12 protein-coding genes and 1 riboswitch are annotated in these 13,640 nt (G+C 71.8%); of the genes, 8 read left to right on the top strand and 4 right to left on the bottom strand.

Annotation, left to right across the window (positions count from 1 at the left end; translation table 11 throughout):
- Positions 1-163 precede the first annotated feature (163 nt).
- From ABD223_RS06530 to ABD223_RS06520, 3 genes are all read right to left on the bottom strand, one after another.
- Positions 164-730 (bottom strand): RNA polymerase sigma factor, encoded by a 567-nt coding sequence (locus tag ABD223_RS06530; RefSeq protein WP_344035374.1) that lies wholly within the window; start codon positions 728-730, stop codon positions 164-166.
- A 98-nt stretch (positions 731-828) separates the two neighbouring features.
- Complete coding sequence (locus ABD223_RS06525; protein WP_344034990.1) at positions 829-1,371, bottom strand: RNA polymerase sigma factor; 543 nt, start codon at positions 1,369-1,371, stop codon at positions 829-831.
- A gap of 74 nt (positions 1,372-1,445) precedes the next feature.
- Positions 1,446-1,895, bottom strand: a complete 450-nt coding sequence (locus ABD223_RS06520; protein WP_344034989.1) for an SRPBCC family protein — start codon at positions 1,893-1,895, stop codon at positions 1,446-1,448.
- 48 nt (positions 1,896-1,943) lie between these two features.
- Between ABD223_RS06520 and ABD223_RS06515 the strand changes: the two genes are divergently transcribed.
- From ABD223_RS06515 to ABD223_RS06485, 7 genes are all read left to right on the top strand, one after another.
- Positions 1,944-2,492, top strand: coding sequence for a TetR/AcrR family transcriptional regulator (locus ABD223_RS06515; protein WP_344034988.1), 549 nt, complete (start codon positions 1,944-1,946; stop codon positions 2,490-2,492).
- Positions 2,485-2,766 carry a DUF167 domain-containing protein gene (locus tag ABD223_RS06510; RefSeq protein ID WP_344034987.1) on the top strand — a complete coding sequence of 94 codons (282 nt, stop codon included), beginning with the start codon at positions 2,485-2,487 and terminating at the stop codon, positions 2,764-2,766. The genes ABD223_RS06515 and ABD223_RS06510 overlap by 8 nt, the downstream gene beginning before the upstream one ends.
- 230 nt (positions 2,767-2,996) lie before the next feature.
- Positions 2,997-4,469, top strand: coding sequence for a potassium/proton antiporter (locus ABD223_RS06505; RefSeq protein WP_380645659.1), 1,473 nt, complete (start codon positions 2,997-2,999; stop codon positions 4,467-4,469).
- Between the two features lie 250 nt (positions 4,470-4,719).
- Positions 4,720-4,835, top strand: a riboswitch (SAM riboswitch).
- Positions 4,836-4,868: 33 nt separating this feature from the next.
- On the top strand, positions 4,869-6,185 hold the full coding sequence (locus tag ABD223_RS06500; RefSeq protein ID WP_344034983.1) for an aminotransferase class V-fold PLP-dependent enzyme: 1,317 nt from the start codon (positions 4,869-4,871) through the stop codon (positions 6,183-6,185).
- Positions 6,186-6,200: 15 nt separating this feature from the next.
- Entirely contained in the window at positions 6,201-6,773 is a 573-nt protein-coding gene (gene lspA, locus ABD223_RS06495) for a signal peptidase II (protein ID WP_380645657.1), read from the top strand.
- Positions 6,774-6,814: 41 nt separating this feature from the next.
- Positions 6,815-7,702, top strand: a complete 888-nt coding sequence (locus tag ABD223_RS06490; RefSeq protein WP_344035372.1) for an RluA family pseudouridine synthase — start codon at positions 6,815-6,817, stop codon at positions 7,700-7,702.
- Between the two features lie 86 nt (positions 7,703-7,788).
- Positions 7,789-9,009 (top strand): multidrug effflux MFS transporter, encoded by a 1,221-nt coding sequence (locus ABD223_RS06485; RefSeq protein ID WP_344034980.1) that lies wholly within the window; start codon positions 7,789-7,791, stop codon positions 9,007-9,009.
- Here ABD223_RS06485 and ABD223_RS06480 read toward each other — a convergent pair.
- Positions 9,006-9,911 carry an AsnC family protein gene (locus ABD223_RS06480; protein ID WP_344034979.1) on the bottom strand — a complete coding sequence of 302 codons (906 nt, stop codon included), beginning with the start codon at positions 9,909-9,911 and terminating at the stop codon, positions 9,006-9,008. The genes ABD223_RS06485 and ABD223_RS06480 overlap by 4 nt on opposite strands.
- 148 nt (positions 9,912-10,059) lie before the next feature.
- Here ABD223_RS06480 and dnaE point away from each other — a divergent pair, with 148 nt between their 5' ends.
- Positions 10,060-13,593, top strand: a complete 3,534-nt coding sequence (gene dnaE / locus ABD223_RS06475) for a DNA polymerase III subunit alpha (RefSeq protein ID WP_344034978.1) — start codon at positions 10,060-10,062, stop codon at positions 13,591-13,593.
- Positions 13,594-13,640: the final 47 nt, after the last annotated feature.

Genomic DNA, 13,640 nt, shown 5'->3' with positions numbered 1-13,640 from the left:
ATCGCGTGTCCTCCGGTCCGGCATCGCGTGTCCTCCGGTCGGACATCGCGTGTCCTCCGGTCGGACATCGCGAGTCGTACGTTCGGGACGCGCGAGTCGAACACTCAGGACCATCGTGTCGAACGTTCAGGACCGGTGAGTTCTACATTCGCGACTTGTGGGGTTAGAGCAGGTCCTCGTCCTCCAGGCGTTGGCGGAGGGTGTTGAGGCACCTGCCCCTCGTGGGGCCGATCGAGCCACGGGGCATGGAGAGGGCTTCTGCTACCGCTCGGTATTCCGCGCGGCCCGCCAGGACGGTGAGGCGGAGGAGTTCTTGGCACTTGCGCGTCATCTTGTTGAACGCTTGCCACAGGCGGCGGTCGCGGTCGTCTTTCAGGGCTTCCGCTTCGGGTAGCCAGCGGTCGTCCGGCATGTCCAGGGCCGAGTCGGTGGAGAGGGCCGCTCGTCCGTTCTGGTCGCGCCACGCCCGTTGGGCCTCGCGGCGGGTGGCGACGATCAGCCAGCCGGCCACGGCTCGTGGTTCCTGGAGGCGGTCCAGGTGGCGCAGGAGGCTCAGCCAGACCGTCTGCACCACGTCCTCGGCGGTCGCCTGGTCCAGGCCGTTGCCGCGCGCCACGTGCCAGACCAGGGGGGTCAGCTCGGCGACCAGGGCGTTCAGGGCGTCGTGCGAGCCTGTCCTCGCCGCCACGACCAGGGCGGCCTGGCGGTCGTAGGGCGAGGTCTGCGCCATGATCGCCGCGACGCCCAGGTCGTCGGGGTCGGGGTCGTCCGGGATCGCTTCGGACAGCTCCGCCCGCAGGTGGTCCAGCCGGGGGTCCAGCTCGTCCGTCATCCCGTCCCCTTCCCGCGTCCCCGCACCCGGCGCTCCTCGTTGCCGACCCGTTCGGCGATCCGCGACCTGGCCTCGGACACGTACCTGCGCACCGACGCGCGCCGGCAGCCCAGGACCTCGGCGATCTCGTCGTCGTCGAAGGCCCAGAACCGCAGGACCAGGGCGGTGCGCAGGTGGTCCGGCAGGCCCGACACGGCCGCCAGGGTGCTGGTCAGCTCGTGCCACGTCTCGGGGTCCCGGTGGCGCTGCACCAGGATCCGGCGCGCGCCGCGGACCTCGTCGGTCAGCTCGCTGGGCCTCTCCCACCGGCGCGCCTGGTCGACGAGCAGGTTGCGGATCACCCTCACCAGCCAAGCACGTCTCGACGTCGCCGTGATCACCGGCCAGTTCCGCCACGCGCTGACGAACGCCTCCTGCACCGCGGACTCGTGGTCCAGGTGCGGCGACATCACCGCCGCGAACCTGAACAGGCGCGTGCGCTCGCGGTGGTAGAAGTCGGTGAAGGTGGCTGCGTGGTCGTCGGGGTCTTCCGCCGTCACGAACCCTCCTCCCTCGTGGTCTGCGCCCGGCAACGGGTAGACGGGCGAGACCTCGGGTTGTGGAGGAAATCCGGTCAGACCTTCCTCTTGGCCAGGGCGCGCAGCAACCTGACCCACGGAGACCACCTGTTCGGGTGAAGAGGTGGGTGGCCGGCGGCGCGGGCGGCGTTGTCCAGGAGGTCCTCGACCAGGGCGTCGTGCAGGTGGCGGATGGCCAGGGGCCAGGTCAGGCGGGCCCAGCCCCTGGTGCTGCCGACGATGGTGTGGCGCAGGCCGCCGGGCACGGCTTCGAAGGTGTGGGCGCCGATCAGGCCGATGCTCGGGTCGAAGGTGAACTCGATCCTCTGACCTGGGACGTAGCTGGTGCAGCGGTAGCGGATGAAGGCGTGGCCGCCGGTCGCGCCCCGGCCGAGGGGTCGGTCGAGGACGAGTGCCGGCCACGGGGGTGACGGCCAGAGCTCGGTGATGCGGTCGACGAGGTGGCCGGCGTTCGGGATGTGGCGCGTGTGGACGTTCCTGATCATGTTCTCCTCTTCCATACGGTGCCGTATGGTCCGGTAGCGTACGCAAGGGTGACGCGGAGGACGCCGGACGACTGGACCGGGGTGGCGCTGCGGGCCATGGCCGAGGGCGGGGTCGCCGCGGTCGCGGTGGAGCCGCTCGCGGCGCGGCTCGGCGCGACCAAGGGCAGCGCCTACTGGCACTTCCCGAACCGCGAAGCCCTGCTCAAGGCCACCCTGGAACGCTGGGAGCGGGAGCACACCGAGGCGGTCATCGAGCTGGTGCGGTCGGTGGAGGACCCCGCGGCCCGGCTGCGGCTGCTGTTCGGCACCGTGCTGGAGGCCGTCGAGCACAGCGCGGTCGAGCTGGCCGTGCTCGCGGCCAAGGATCACCCGGTCGTGGCGCCCGTGCTGGCACGGGTCACCGCCCGGCGGGTCGACTACCTGGAGGCGGTGTTCCGGGACCTGGGCTTCGCCGCCGACGTGGCGCGCCACCGGGCCGTCCTCGCCTACTCGATCTACCTGGGTCAGGCGCAGCTGCTGGCGGCCGCGCCGGACGTGGTCGCGGCTCGGCGGGCGCTGCTGGAGGAGACGCTGGCCCTGGTGACGAGCCGTGGGTGACGGGTTCCGGTTCGCGGTGCGGGTCAAGCCCGGGGCCCGGCGCGAGGCCGTCGGCGGGCGGTGGGGTGACGGCGCGCTGGTCGTCGCGGTCGCCGCGCCGGCCGTGGAGGGCAAGGCGAACGAGGCCGTGCGCAAGGCGCTGGCCAGGGCTTTCGGCGTGCGGGCCCGGGACGTGGCGGTGGTGGCCGGTGAGCGTGGCCGGGACAAGGTCGTGCGGGTCGACCTCGCCGCGGCCGTCGGCTCGGAGGTGCTGGAGCGGTTGCTCGGCGCCTAGTGCCCGGGTCGAACGGTCTCGGTGGTCCGTCATCGGGTGCGCCTTGAGGGCGGTCGGTCCGTTGTGGACGACGTGGTGCGGCCCCCGGCGTCCAACGTGGACTTGACCCGGTTCGCCGGGGTCGTTCGCGGTCGGCGGTGGCGTCGTTCGGCCGGTGCCGGATTAGTCCTGATCGCCGGCACCGGGGAGAATGACGGCGACGTGCGACGACAGGAGGTCGAGTGGGTGGTGTGACGGGTTTCCTCGGCATCGCCGCCGCGGTGCTCCTGATCTCGGTCATCGCGGTGCGGTTGTCGATCCGTCTCGGACTGCCGTCGCTCCTGCTCTACCTCGGCATCGGCGTGCTGCTGGGCGAGTCGGTGCTGGGCATCGAGTTCGAGGACGCGGACCTCACCCGGTCGCTCGGCACGGCCGCGCTCGTGCTGATCCTCACCGAGGGCGGGCTGACCGCGCGGTGGCGCGACGTGCGGCCGGCGCTGGGACTGGGCGTGGCACTGTCCACAGTGTCCGTCGGGGTCAGCATCGCGATCACGGGGTTCGGGCTGCACTTCCTGCTGGACATGGACTGGCGCACGGCCCTGCTGTGGGGCGCGGTGCTGTCGTCCACGGACGCGGCGGCGGTGTTCAGCGTGCTGCGCGGGGTGGGGGTGGGCAAGAGGCTCATCGGGCCGCTGGAGCTGGAGTCCGGCATCAACGACGCGCCGGTCTACATCGCCGTCGTGCTGCTGGCGGCGCCCGACCCGATCACCTGGACCGCGCCGCTGCTGATGCTCTACGAACTGGTCGCGGGCACGCTGATCGGGTTGGCGCTGGGGTGGCTGGGCGGCGTGGGGCTGCGCCGGGCGGCACTGCCCGCGACCGGCCTGTACCCGCTGGCCACGGTGGCGGTGTGCGTGCTGGCGTACACGGCGGGTGACCTCGCGCACGCGTCCGGGTTCCTCGCGGTGTACATCTCGGCGCTGGTGCTCGGCAACGCGCGGCTGCCGCACCGGTCGGACACGCTGTCGTTCGCCGAGGGGCTGGGGTGGCTGTCCCAGATCGGGCTGTTCGTGCTGCTCGGGCTGTACGCCTCACCCGGTCGGCTGCTCGACGCGGTGGTGCCGGCGCTGGTGGCGGGCGTGGTGCTGGTGCTGGTGGCGAGGCCGCTGTCGGTGCTGTGCGCGGCGCTGCCGTTCCGGGTGCCGTGGCGGGAGCAGGTGTTCATCTCGTGGTCGGGGCTGCGCGGTGCGGTGCCGATCGTGTTCGCGCTGATACCGCTGATCCAGGGCGTGCCAGGGGCGCAGCTGCTGGTGGACGCGGTGTTCGTGCTGGTCGTCGTGTTGACGGTGGTGCAGGGGACGACGCTGCCGTGGCTGGCGAAGGGGCTGAAGCTGGTCCGGTCGGGTGAGGCGATGGAGGTGCAGGTCGACTCGTCGGCGCTGGACGCGCTGGGGGCGGAGCTGCTCCAGGTGCGCATCCAGCGGGGGTCCAAGCTGCACGGCGTGTACCTGTCCGAGCTGCGGTTGCCGCCGGGGTCGTCGGTGAGCCTGGTGGTGCGGGGCGAGAAGGGGTTCACGCCCCAGCCGACCACGCGGTTGCAGGAGCACGACCAGCTGCTGGTGGTGTGCACGGACACCGCGCGCACGGCGACCGAGCAGCGCATCCGGGCGGTGGACCGGGCCGGGCGGTTCGCGCGCTGGAAGGGCGACGCCGGCCTGCCCTGAGCCGCGCGAGTCGTACGTCCAGGTCGACCGTGTCGTACGTTCCGGTACCCCGAGTTCTACGTTCAGGTACCCCTCGGGGTGACGCGAACGTGGAACTCGGGGGTCCTGAGCGTTCGACACGACGGTCCTGAACGTTCGACTCGCGCGTTCTGGGCGTACGACACGGTGGGTCTGGGGGTACGACTCGCGCGGGTCTCAGGATTTGGGCGGGGTGGTCGGGGGGTGGGGAGGGGGTTATGGTGGTGGGGAAGGTCATGAGTGCCAGTGCGAAGCCCGAGCTCGCTGGCCGGCAACCCTCCTCACCGCGGTGGGGTGCCCTCGGTGAGGACCTGGTCGCGCGCGTCGGGCGTGCGGCAAGCGCGGGTCTCCCGGGGGAGGTCCGGACTCCTGGAGGGTGTCGTGACCGTTGTCGTTTCCCCTGTTGTCGGTGCGGCGTTGCCGCGGACGGTGGGCGCTTCGCTGCGGGTGCCGGTGTTGACGGGGGAGCGGGTCGAGTACGCGAACCTGGACCACGCCGCCAGCGCGCCCTGCCTGGAGCAGGTGCGGGACGCCGTGGACGAGCTGCTGCCCTGGTACGCGAGCGCGCACCGCGGGGCCGGGTTCGCGTCGCAGGTGTCCACCAGGGTGTACGAGCAGGCGCGGGAGGCCGTGCGGCGGTTCCTGGGTGCGCGCGGCAGTGATGCCGTGGTGTTCACGCGCAACACCACCGATGCGCTGAACCTGCTGGCCAGGAGCTTGCCGAAGCGGACGGCGGTGGTGCTGTTCGACACCGAGCACCACGCGGCGCTGCTGCCGTGGCGCGGGCCGCACGTGCGGCGGCTGCGGACGCCGGGCGACCCGGACGCGGCGGTGCTGGAGCTGGACCGGGCGCTGCGCGAGGCGCCGGTCGGGCCGCGCCTGGTCGTGGTGACCGGCGCGTCGAACGTCACCGGCGAGGTGTGGCCGGTGGCCGAGGTGGTGCGGGTGGCGCGCCGGCACGGCGCCCGCGTCGTGCTGGACGCCGCCCAGCTCGCGCCGCACCGGCCGGTGGACCTGCGCGCGCTGGACGTCGACTACGCCGTGGTGTCCGGGCACAAGCTGTACGCGCCGTTCGGCGCGGGCGCGCTGGTCGGCCGGTCCGACTGGCTCCAGGCCGCCGAGCCCTACCTGGTGGGCGGCGGCGCGACGACCCGCGTCACCGACCGCGGCGACCGGCTGGGCGTGTCCTGGTCGAACGGGCCCGAGCGGCACGAGGCGGGCACCCCGAACGTGGTGGGCGTGCACGCCCTGGCCACCGCCTGCGACGTGCTGGGCCGCCACTGGGCGCGGACGCTGGAGCACGAGCGGGCGCTGCTGGCGCGGCTGCGCGAGGGCCTGCGGTCGGTGCCCGGCGTGGCGGAGCTGTCGCTGTTCGGGGCCGGGCACGACCGGGTGGGCGTGGTCGGCTTCACGGTCGGCGCGCAGGACGTCGGCTACCTGGCGGCGGCGCTGTCCGCCGAGCACGGCATCGGCGTGCGCGACGGCGCGTTCTGCGCCCACGTGGCCGTCCAGCGGCTGGCCGGCGGGCGCGCGTTGCGGGCCTCGATCGGGCTGGGCACCACCGAGGAGCACGTGGACCGGCTGGTCGAGGCGCTGCGCCGGCTGGTCACCGAGGGGTCGCGGTTCGCGTACGAGGTGCGGGACGGCCGCTGGGCGCCGGTCGAGGACGCGCGCCCGCTCCCGCCGTTCCTGCGCTGATGGGGATGCTGGACAATGGGCCGGGTGAGCACTGAGCCCAACACCGAGCCCGACGCCGAGGACCAACCGGAGACGCCGCTGCCCCCGCGCCGCGTCGCCCTGCTGGCCGTCATCGCGCCGCTCGTGCTGGCGCTCGACCTGGTCACCAAGGTCATCGCGGTGGAGCGGCTGGAGGGCCGGGAGCCGGTCGAGCTGTTCGGCGGCCTGCTCTACCTGCCGCTGATCCGCAACACCGGCGCGGCGTTCGGCCTGGCCGAGGGCTGGACGGTGATCCTCGCGCTGATCGCGTTCAGCGTGGTCGGCTTCATCCTGTGGATCGCCCGCCGGCTGCGGTCGGTCGGCTGGGCCATCGGCCTGGGCCTCATCCTGGGCGGCGCGACGGGCAACCTGGTCGACCGGGTCTTCCGCGCGCCCGGCCCGCTGCGCGGCGGCGTGGTCGACTTCATCTCGGTGCTCGACCCGTGGGGCAACTTCTTCCCCGTGTTCAACCTGGCCGACTCGGCCATCTGCGTGGGCGGCGGCGTGATCGTGCTGATGGCCCTGCTCCAGCGCGACTACGACGGCACCAAGGTGGAGAAGAAGAAGTGAGCGGTTACCGCAGCCTGCCCGTGCCGGACGGCCTGGAGGGCATGCGCGTGGACGCGGGCCTGGCCAAGCTCCTGGGCCTGTCCCGCACCGCGGTGGCGGCGCTGACCGAGTCGGGCGACGTGGTGCTGGACGGGCAGCCCGCGGGCAAGTCCGACCGCCTGGTCGCCGGCTCGGTGCTGGAGGTCACCCTCCCCGAGCCCGAGCGCCCGGTGCAGGTGCAGGCCGTGCCCGTGGAGGGCCTGGAGGTCCTGCACGAGGACGACGACGTGATCGTGGTCGACAAGCCGGTGGGCGTGGCCGTGCACCCGAGCCCCGGCTGGACCGGGCCGACGGTGGTGGGCGGCCTGGCCGCGGCGGGCATCCGCATCGCCACCTCCGGCGCCGCCGAGCGGCAGGGCGTGGTGCACCGGCTGGACGTCGGCACGACCGGCGTGATGGTGGTCGCCAAGAGCGAGGGCGCCTACTCCGCCCTGAAGCACGCCTTCAAGGAGCGGACCGTCGAGAAGCTGTACCACGCGCTGGTGCAGGGCCACCCGGACCCGATCAAGGGCACCGTCGACGCGCCCATCGACCGGCACCCCAAGCACGACTACAAGTTCGCCGTGATGGCCAACGGCAAGCCCAGCATCACGCACTACGAGGTGGTCGAGGCGTTCCGGGCGGCGTCGCTGCTGGACGTGCACCTGGAGACCGGCCGCACGCACCAGATCCGCGTGCACTTCTCGGCGCTGCGCCACCCGTGCGTCGGCGACCTGACCTACGGGGCCGACCCGGCGCTGGCCAAGCGCCTCGGCCTCACCCGGCAGTGGCTGCACGCCCGCACGCTGGGCTTCCACCACCCGGCCGACGGCCAGTGGGTCGAGTTCACCAGCGAGTACCCGGCGGACCTGGCGAACGCCCTGGAGCTGCTCCGCACCGAGAGCGCCTGAAGTGCGCGTGACCTGAGCCATATCGCTGTCCCCCCGTTGCTTCGGCTTGCAAAGCTTTTGGCAACCGAACCGGGGGACGAACAGCCATGGACAACAAGGCCCGCCTGGTGGCCCTACTGGGCACCCTGTGCTGCCTGGGACCGCTTTCCATCGACGCCTACCTGCCCGCGTTCCCGGAGATGGCGCGGGAATTCGGGACGGGCGAGTCGCAGGTCCAGCTCTCGCTGACCACCTTCATCATCGGCATGTCCCTCGGGCAGCTGCTGGTCGGGCCGCTGTCCGACTCGTGGGGCCGCCGGCGGCCGCTGCTGGTGGGCATCGGCAGCTACGTCGTCATCTCGCTGGTCTGCGCCGTCGCGCCGAGCGCGGTCGCGTTCTCCGCGCTGCGGATGCTCCAGGGCCTCGGCGTCGCGGCCGGGTTCGTGGTGGCCCTCGCGATCGCCCGCGACCGGTTCGAGGGCCTGGCCATGGCCCGCTTCATGTCGCTGCTGATGCTGGTCAACGGCATGGGCCCGGTGCTGGCCCCGGTGCTGGGCGGGCAGCTGCTGCGGTTCACCAGCTGGCGCGGCACGTTCGTCGCGCTCGCCCTGATCGCGTTCGTGCTGCTGCTCCTGCTGGCGTTCGGCCTGCCGGAGACGCTGCCGCCGGCCAAGCGCCGGCCCGCGAACCTGGCGCTGACCCTCAGGGTGTTCGGCGGGCTGCTGGCCGACCGGAAGTTCCTCGGCTACGCGCTGGCGTCGGCCCTGGCGCTGGGTTCGCTGTTCGCCTACGTCTCGGGCGCCTCGTTCGTGCTCCAGGGCGTGTTCGGGCTGACGCCGCAGCAGTTCAGCTACGTCTTCGGCGCGAACTCGGTGGCGATCTTCCTGGCGGGCCTGCTCAACACCCGGTTGACCGGCCGGGTCATGCCGCGCCCGCTGCTGCGGGCCGGCCTGGCGGGCGCGGCGGTCGGCGGTGTCGGGCTGGTGGTCGGCGCGCTGGTCGGCGGCGGCCTGGCGACGTTCCTGCCGCCCCTGTTCGTCCTCACGATCAGCGTCGGGCTGCTGATGCCCAACGCGTCCACGCTGGCCATGGCGCGGCACCCGGAGGCCGCGGGCAGCGCGTCGGCGGTGCTGGGCGTGCTGACGTTCCTGATCGGCGGGCTGATGGCCCCGCTGGTGGGCGCGGGCGGGTCGGCGAGCCTGCTGCCGATGGTGGTCGTGATGGGGTCGGCCGCGGTGCTGGCCGGGGTGCTGTTCGCGATCCTGACCAGGGGCGACGTGGGCATCACCCGGGAGGACGAGGCGCCGGTCGCGGCGCCCGCGCACTAGTCGTCGATCGTCCAGACCAGCGTGTTCAGGTCGGGTTCCGGGCGGGCGCTCCAGCGGACCGAGAAGATCCCCGTCTCCTCGGGCAGCACGTAGACGGTGTGCCCGCCCGCCGTCTCGCCCGGCTGCACGCCGATCTTGTGCGGCGGCCGGGACGACAGCGACACCGGGGCCTTGGTGACGGTCTCGCCGGTCGTGGTCATCAGCACCAGGTACATGTCCGGCAGCGCGTTGAACGGGACCTTGCCGGTGTTGGCCAGCTCGGTGTGCACGACCACGGCCCGCTCGCCGGGCGCGAGCTTGTAGCCCGCCGCGGTGAACAGGAAGTCGGCCGGGTCCACCACCTCGACCAGCTGGATGGTGAACCGGGCGCCCTCCAGGCCCTCGGTCGCCAGGGTGCTGCCGATCTTGCCGGTGCGGGAGCGCGGCGCGGGCTGCTGGTCGCCCCGCGCCCACCCGGAGGTGCCGGGCACGCCCCACGTGGTCATCGGCTCCGGCGCGGGGACGGGGCCCGACTGGGGCTGGGCCGGGAACGGTTGGCTGGGCGGGCCCTGGGCGGGCGCGTACGGCGGGTAGGGGCCGGACGGCGTGCCGCGCACCGAGCCCTGCTGCGGGTACGGGCCGCTGGGCGTGCCGCGGACCTGGCCGCCGGGCGGCTGGCCCGAGCCGCCGGGACCCGCGTAGCTGCCCCAGGCCACGCTGTTGGCCAGGGCCGCCCGGATGCCGTTCGGGTCGCACTCCACGCCGACCAGCAGCGGCAGCCCGCTGCCGGAGAGGGTGATGAGCCGGGTCGCCGCCTCGCGGGGGTCCATGCCCAGCTTCGCCGCCAGCTCGTGGACCGCCGCACGGCCCGATTCGGCGAGCAGCGCGAGCAGACGTGCGTCGACGGGATCCGGCGTTACCACACCTCCGAACGCTACCCGCCCACCGTGATCTCCGCGCCATCGGCCCGTCGGGTGGTGGGCGCCGACACGGTCGGACTAGTGTGCGACGGGCGGTGGCGCGCCCGTTCCGCCACCCGAGTTCCGTGCGGGTCCGCAAGGGGGTTCTGGCGTGGCTGACTCGTTCGTGCACCTCCACGTGCACACCGAGTACTCGATGCTCGACGGCGCGGCGAAGCTGAAGGACATGTTCGCCGAGTGCGAGCGGATGGGCATGCCCGCCGCCGCGATCACCGACCACGGCAACATGTACGGCGCCTACGACTTCTTCAGGCAGGCGACCGCCGCCGGGGTCAAGCCGGTCATCGGCATCGAGGCCTACCTGGCGCCCGACTCCCGCTTCAACAAGCAGCGCGTGCTGTGGGGCGACCCCGGGCAGAAGTCCGACGACGTCTCCGCCAGCGGCGCGTACACCCACCAGACCATCTGGGCCCGCACCAACGAGGGCCTGCACAACCTGATGAAGGTCTCCAGCCGGGCCTCCACCGAGGGCCAGCTGGGCAAGTGGCCGCGGATGGACTCCGAGCTGATCGCCGAGCACTCGGCGGGCCTGATGGCGACCACCGGCTGCCCGTCCGGCGAGGTGCAGACGCGGCTGCGGCTGGGCCACGAGCGGGAGGCCCTGGAGGCCGCCGCCAAGTGGCGCGACATCTACGGCGCGGACAACTTCTTCGTCGAGCTGATGGACCACGGCATCGAGATCGAGCGCCGGGTCCGCGACGGCCTGCTCGACATCGCCGGGAAGCTCGCCATCCCGTTCGTCGTCACCAACGACTCGCACTACACCTACGCCGAGGACCGCGAGGCGCACGAGGCGCTGCTGTGCGTGCAGACCGGCAAGACGCTCCAGGACCCGAACCGGTTCAAGTTCGACGGCACGGGCTACTACCTGAAGTCGCCGGAGGAGATGCGCGCGATCGACTCGTCCGACGCCTGGCAGGAGGGGTGCCGCAACACCCTGCTGGTCGCCGAGAAGGTCGACACGACCGGCATGTTCGCCTTCCAGAACCTCATGCCGCGCTACCCGGTCCCGGAGGGCCAGACCGAGGCGGAGTACTTCCGCGAAGAGGTCTGGGAGGGCATGCGGCGGCGGTTCCCGGAGGGCGTCGACGAGGTCCACACCCGGCAGGTGGAGTTCGAGATCGACGTCATCCTCCAGATGGGCTTCCCGTCCTACTTCCTGGTGGTCGCCGACTTCATCAACTGGGCCAAGGCCAACGGCATCCGGGTCGGCCCCGGCCGCGGTTCGGCCGCGGGCGCGCTGATCGCCTACGCGATGGGCATCACGGACCTCGACCCGCTGGCCCACGGCCTGATCTTCGAGCGGTTCCTCAACCCGGACCGCGTCAGCCCGCCCGACATCGACATCGACTTCGACGAGCGCCGGCGCGGCGACGTGATCCGGTACGTCACCGAGAAGTGGGGCGCCGACAAGGTCGCCCAGGTGATCACGTTCGGCACCATCAAGGCGAAGGCGGCGATCAAGGACTCCGCCCGCGTGCTGTACGGGCAGCCGGGGTACGCGGTGGCCGACCGCATCTCCAAGGCCATGCCGCCCGCCGTGATGGGCAAGGACATCCCGCTGTCGGGCATCTTCGACCCGCAGCACAAGCGGTACGCCGAAGCTTCCGAGGTCCGCTCGCTCTACGAGACGGACCCGCAGGTCAAGGAGATCATCGACACCGGCCGCGGCCTGGAGGGCCTGATCCGCAACGCGGGCGTGCACGCCTGCGCGGTGATCATGTCCGCGGAGCCGCTGACGGACCACATCCCGGTCTGGAGGCGGCCCCAGGACGGGTCGATCATCACGCAGTTCGACTACCCGACCTGCGAGACGCTCGGCCTGCTGAAGATGGACTTCCTGGGCCTGAGCAACCTCACCACGATCGACGACGCCCTGAAGAACATCGCGCTCAACGGCAAGGGCGACGTCGACATCACGCAGGTCCCGCTGGACGACAAGAGGGCCTACGAGCTGCTCGGCCGCGGCGACACGCTGGGCGTGTTCCAGCTCGACGGCGGCGCGCTGCGCGACCTGCTGCGGCTGATGCGCCCGGACAACTTCGAGGACGTCTCCGCCGTCATCGCCCTGTACCGGCCGGGCCCGATGGGCGCGAACTCGCACACGAACTACGCGCTGCGCAAGAACAAGCAGCAGGAGATCGTGCCGATCCACAAGGAGCTCGAGGAGTCCCTGGCCGACATCCTGGACACGACCTACGGCCTGATCGTGTACCAGGAGCAGGTCATGGCCATCGCGCGGAAGGTCGCGGGCTACACGCTGGCCCAGGCGGACCTGCTGCGCCGCGCAATGGGCAAGAAGAAGAAGGAGATCCTGGACAAGGAGTTCACCGGCTTCGAGAAGGGCATGGTGGACAACGGCTACTCGCCGGAGGCCATCAAGACCCTGTGGGACATCCTGGTCCCGTTCGCGGACTACGCGTTCAACAAGGCGCACTCCGCCGCGTACGGCCTGATCGCGTACTGGACCGCGTACCTCAAGGCGAACTACCCGGGCGAGTACATGGCCGCCCTGCTCACCACGAACTCGGACAACAAGGACAAGTCGGCGATCTACCTCGCCGAGTGCCGGCGCATGGGCATCACCGTGCTGCCGCCGGACGTCAACGAGTCCGAGCGCGAGTTCGTCGCGGTCGGCGACGACATCCGGTTCGGCCTCGGCGCGATCCGCAACGTCGGCGCGAACGTGGTCGACGCGATCATCAAGGCGCGCAAGGAGAAGGGCCGGTTCACCGACTTCTCCGACTTCCTGCGCAAGGTCGACGCCACGGTGTGCAACAAGAAGGTCGTGGAATCGCTGATCAAGGCGGGCGCCTTCGACTCGCTCGGCCACCCGCGCAAGGGCCTGCACATGGTCCACGTCGAGGCGGTCGACGCGATCATGCTGACGAAGAAGGAAGAGGCGCGCGGCCAGTTCGACCTGTTCGGCGACGGTGGGGGCGACGACGGCGGCGGCGGGGTGTTCGACGTCAAGATCCCCGACGAGCACTGGGAGTCCAAGCACCAGCTGACCCTGGAGCGGGAGATGCTGGGCCTGTACGTGTCGGGCCACCCGCTCCGGGGCGTGGAGCAGGTGCTGGAGTCCTATTCGGACGCCTCGATCGCGCGGATCCTGGAAGGCGACGTGCCGGACGGCACGCAGGTGACCCTGGGCGGCATCCTCGCCTCGGTGACCAGGCGGGTGAACAAGAACGGCGAGCCGTGGGCCTCGGCGCAGCTGGAGGACCTGGCCGGTGGCATCGAGGTGCTGTTCTTCCCCAAGAGCTACGTGGTGCACGGCATGTCGGTCGCGGAGGACGCGATCGTGCTGGTCAAGGCGCGGGTGGCGAAGCGGGAGGACCGGATCTCGCTGATCGCCAACGACCTGGTCGTGCCGGACCTGTCGGAGCTGGGCTCCCAGGCGCTGAAGCTGAAGGTCGCCGCGTCGCGGTGCGACCCGAAGCTGGTGACGTCGTTGAAGGAGGTCCTGCGGGCGCACCCGGGCACCACCGAGGTCCACTTGAACCTGATCATCAACGGCAGCCGCAACACGATGCTGAAGCTGGACGACGCGCTGCGGGTGAGCCCGACTCCTTCCCTGATGGGCGATTTGAAGGCGTTGCTGGGCCCGGGGTGCTTGGGCTGATCGGGTGATAGTCGTCCCCCGAGGGGACAAAAGCGGGCCCCGGATCG

It is taken from the genome of Saccharothrix xinjiangensis, from assembly GCF_039527585.1.
Lineage (GTDB): Bacteria > Actinomycetota > Actinomycetes > Mycobacteriales > Pseudonocardiaceae > Actinosynnema > Actinosynnema xinjiangensis.
Note: the sequence above shows the minus strand (reverse complement) of the source record. Positions and strands in the feature narration are given on the sequence as shown.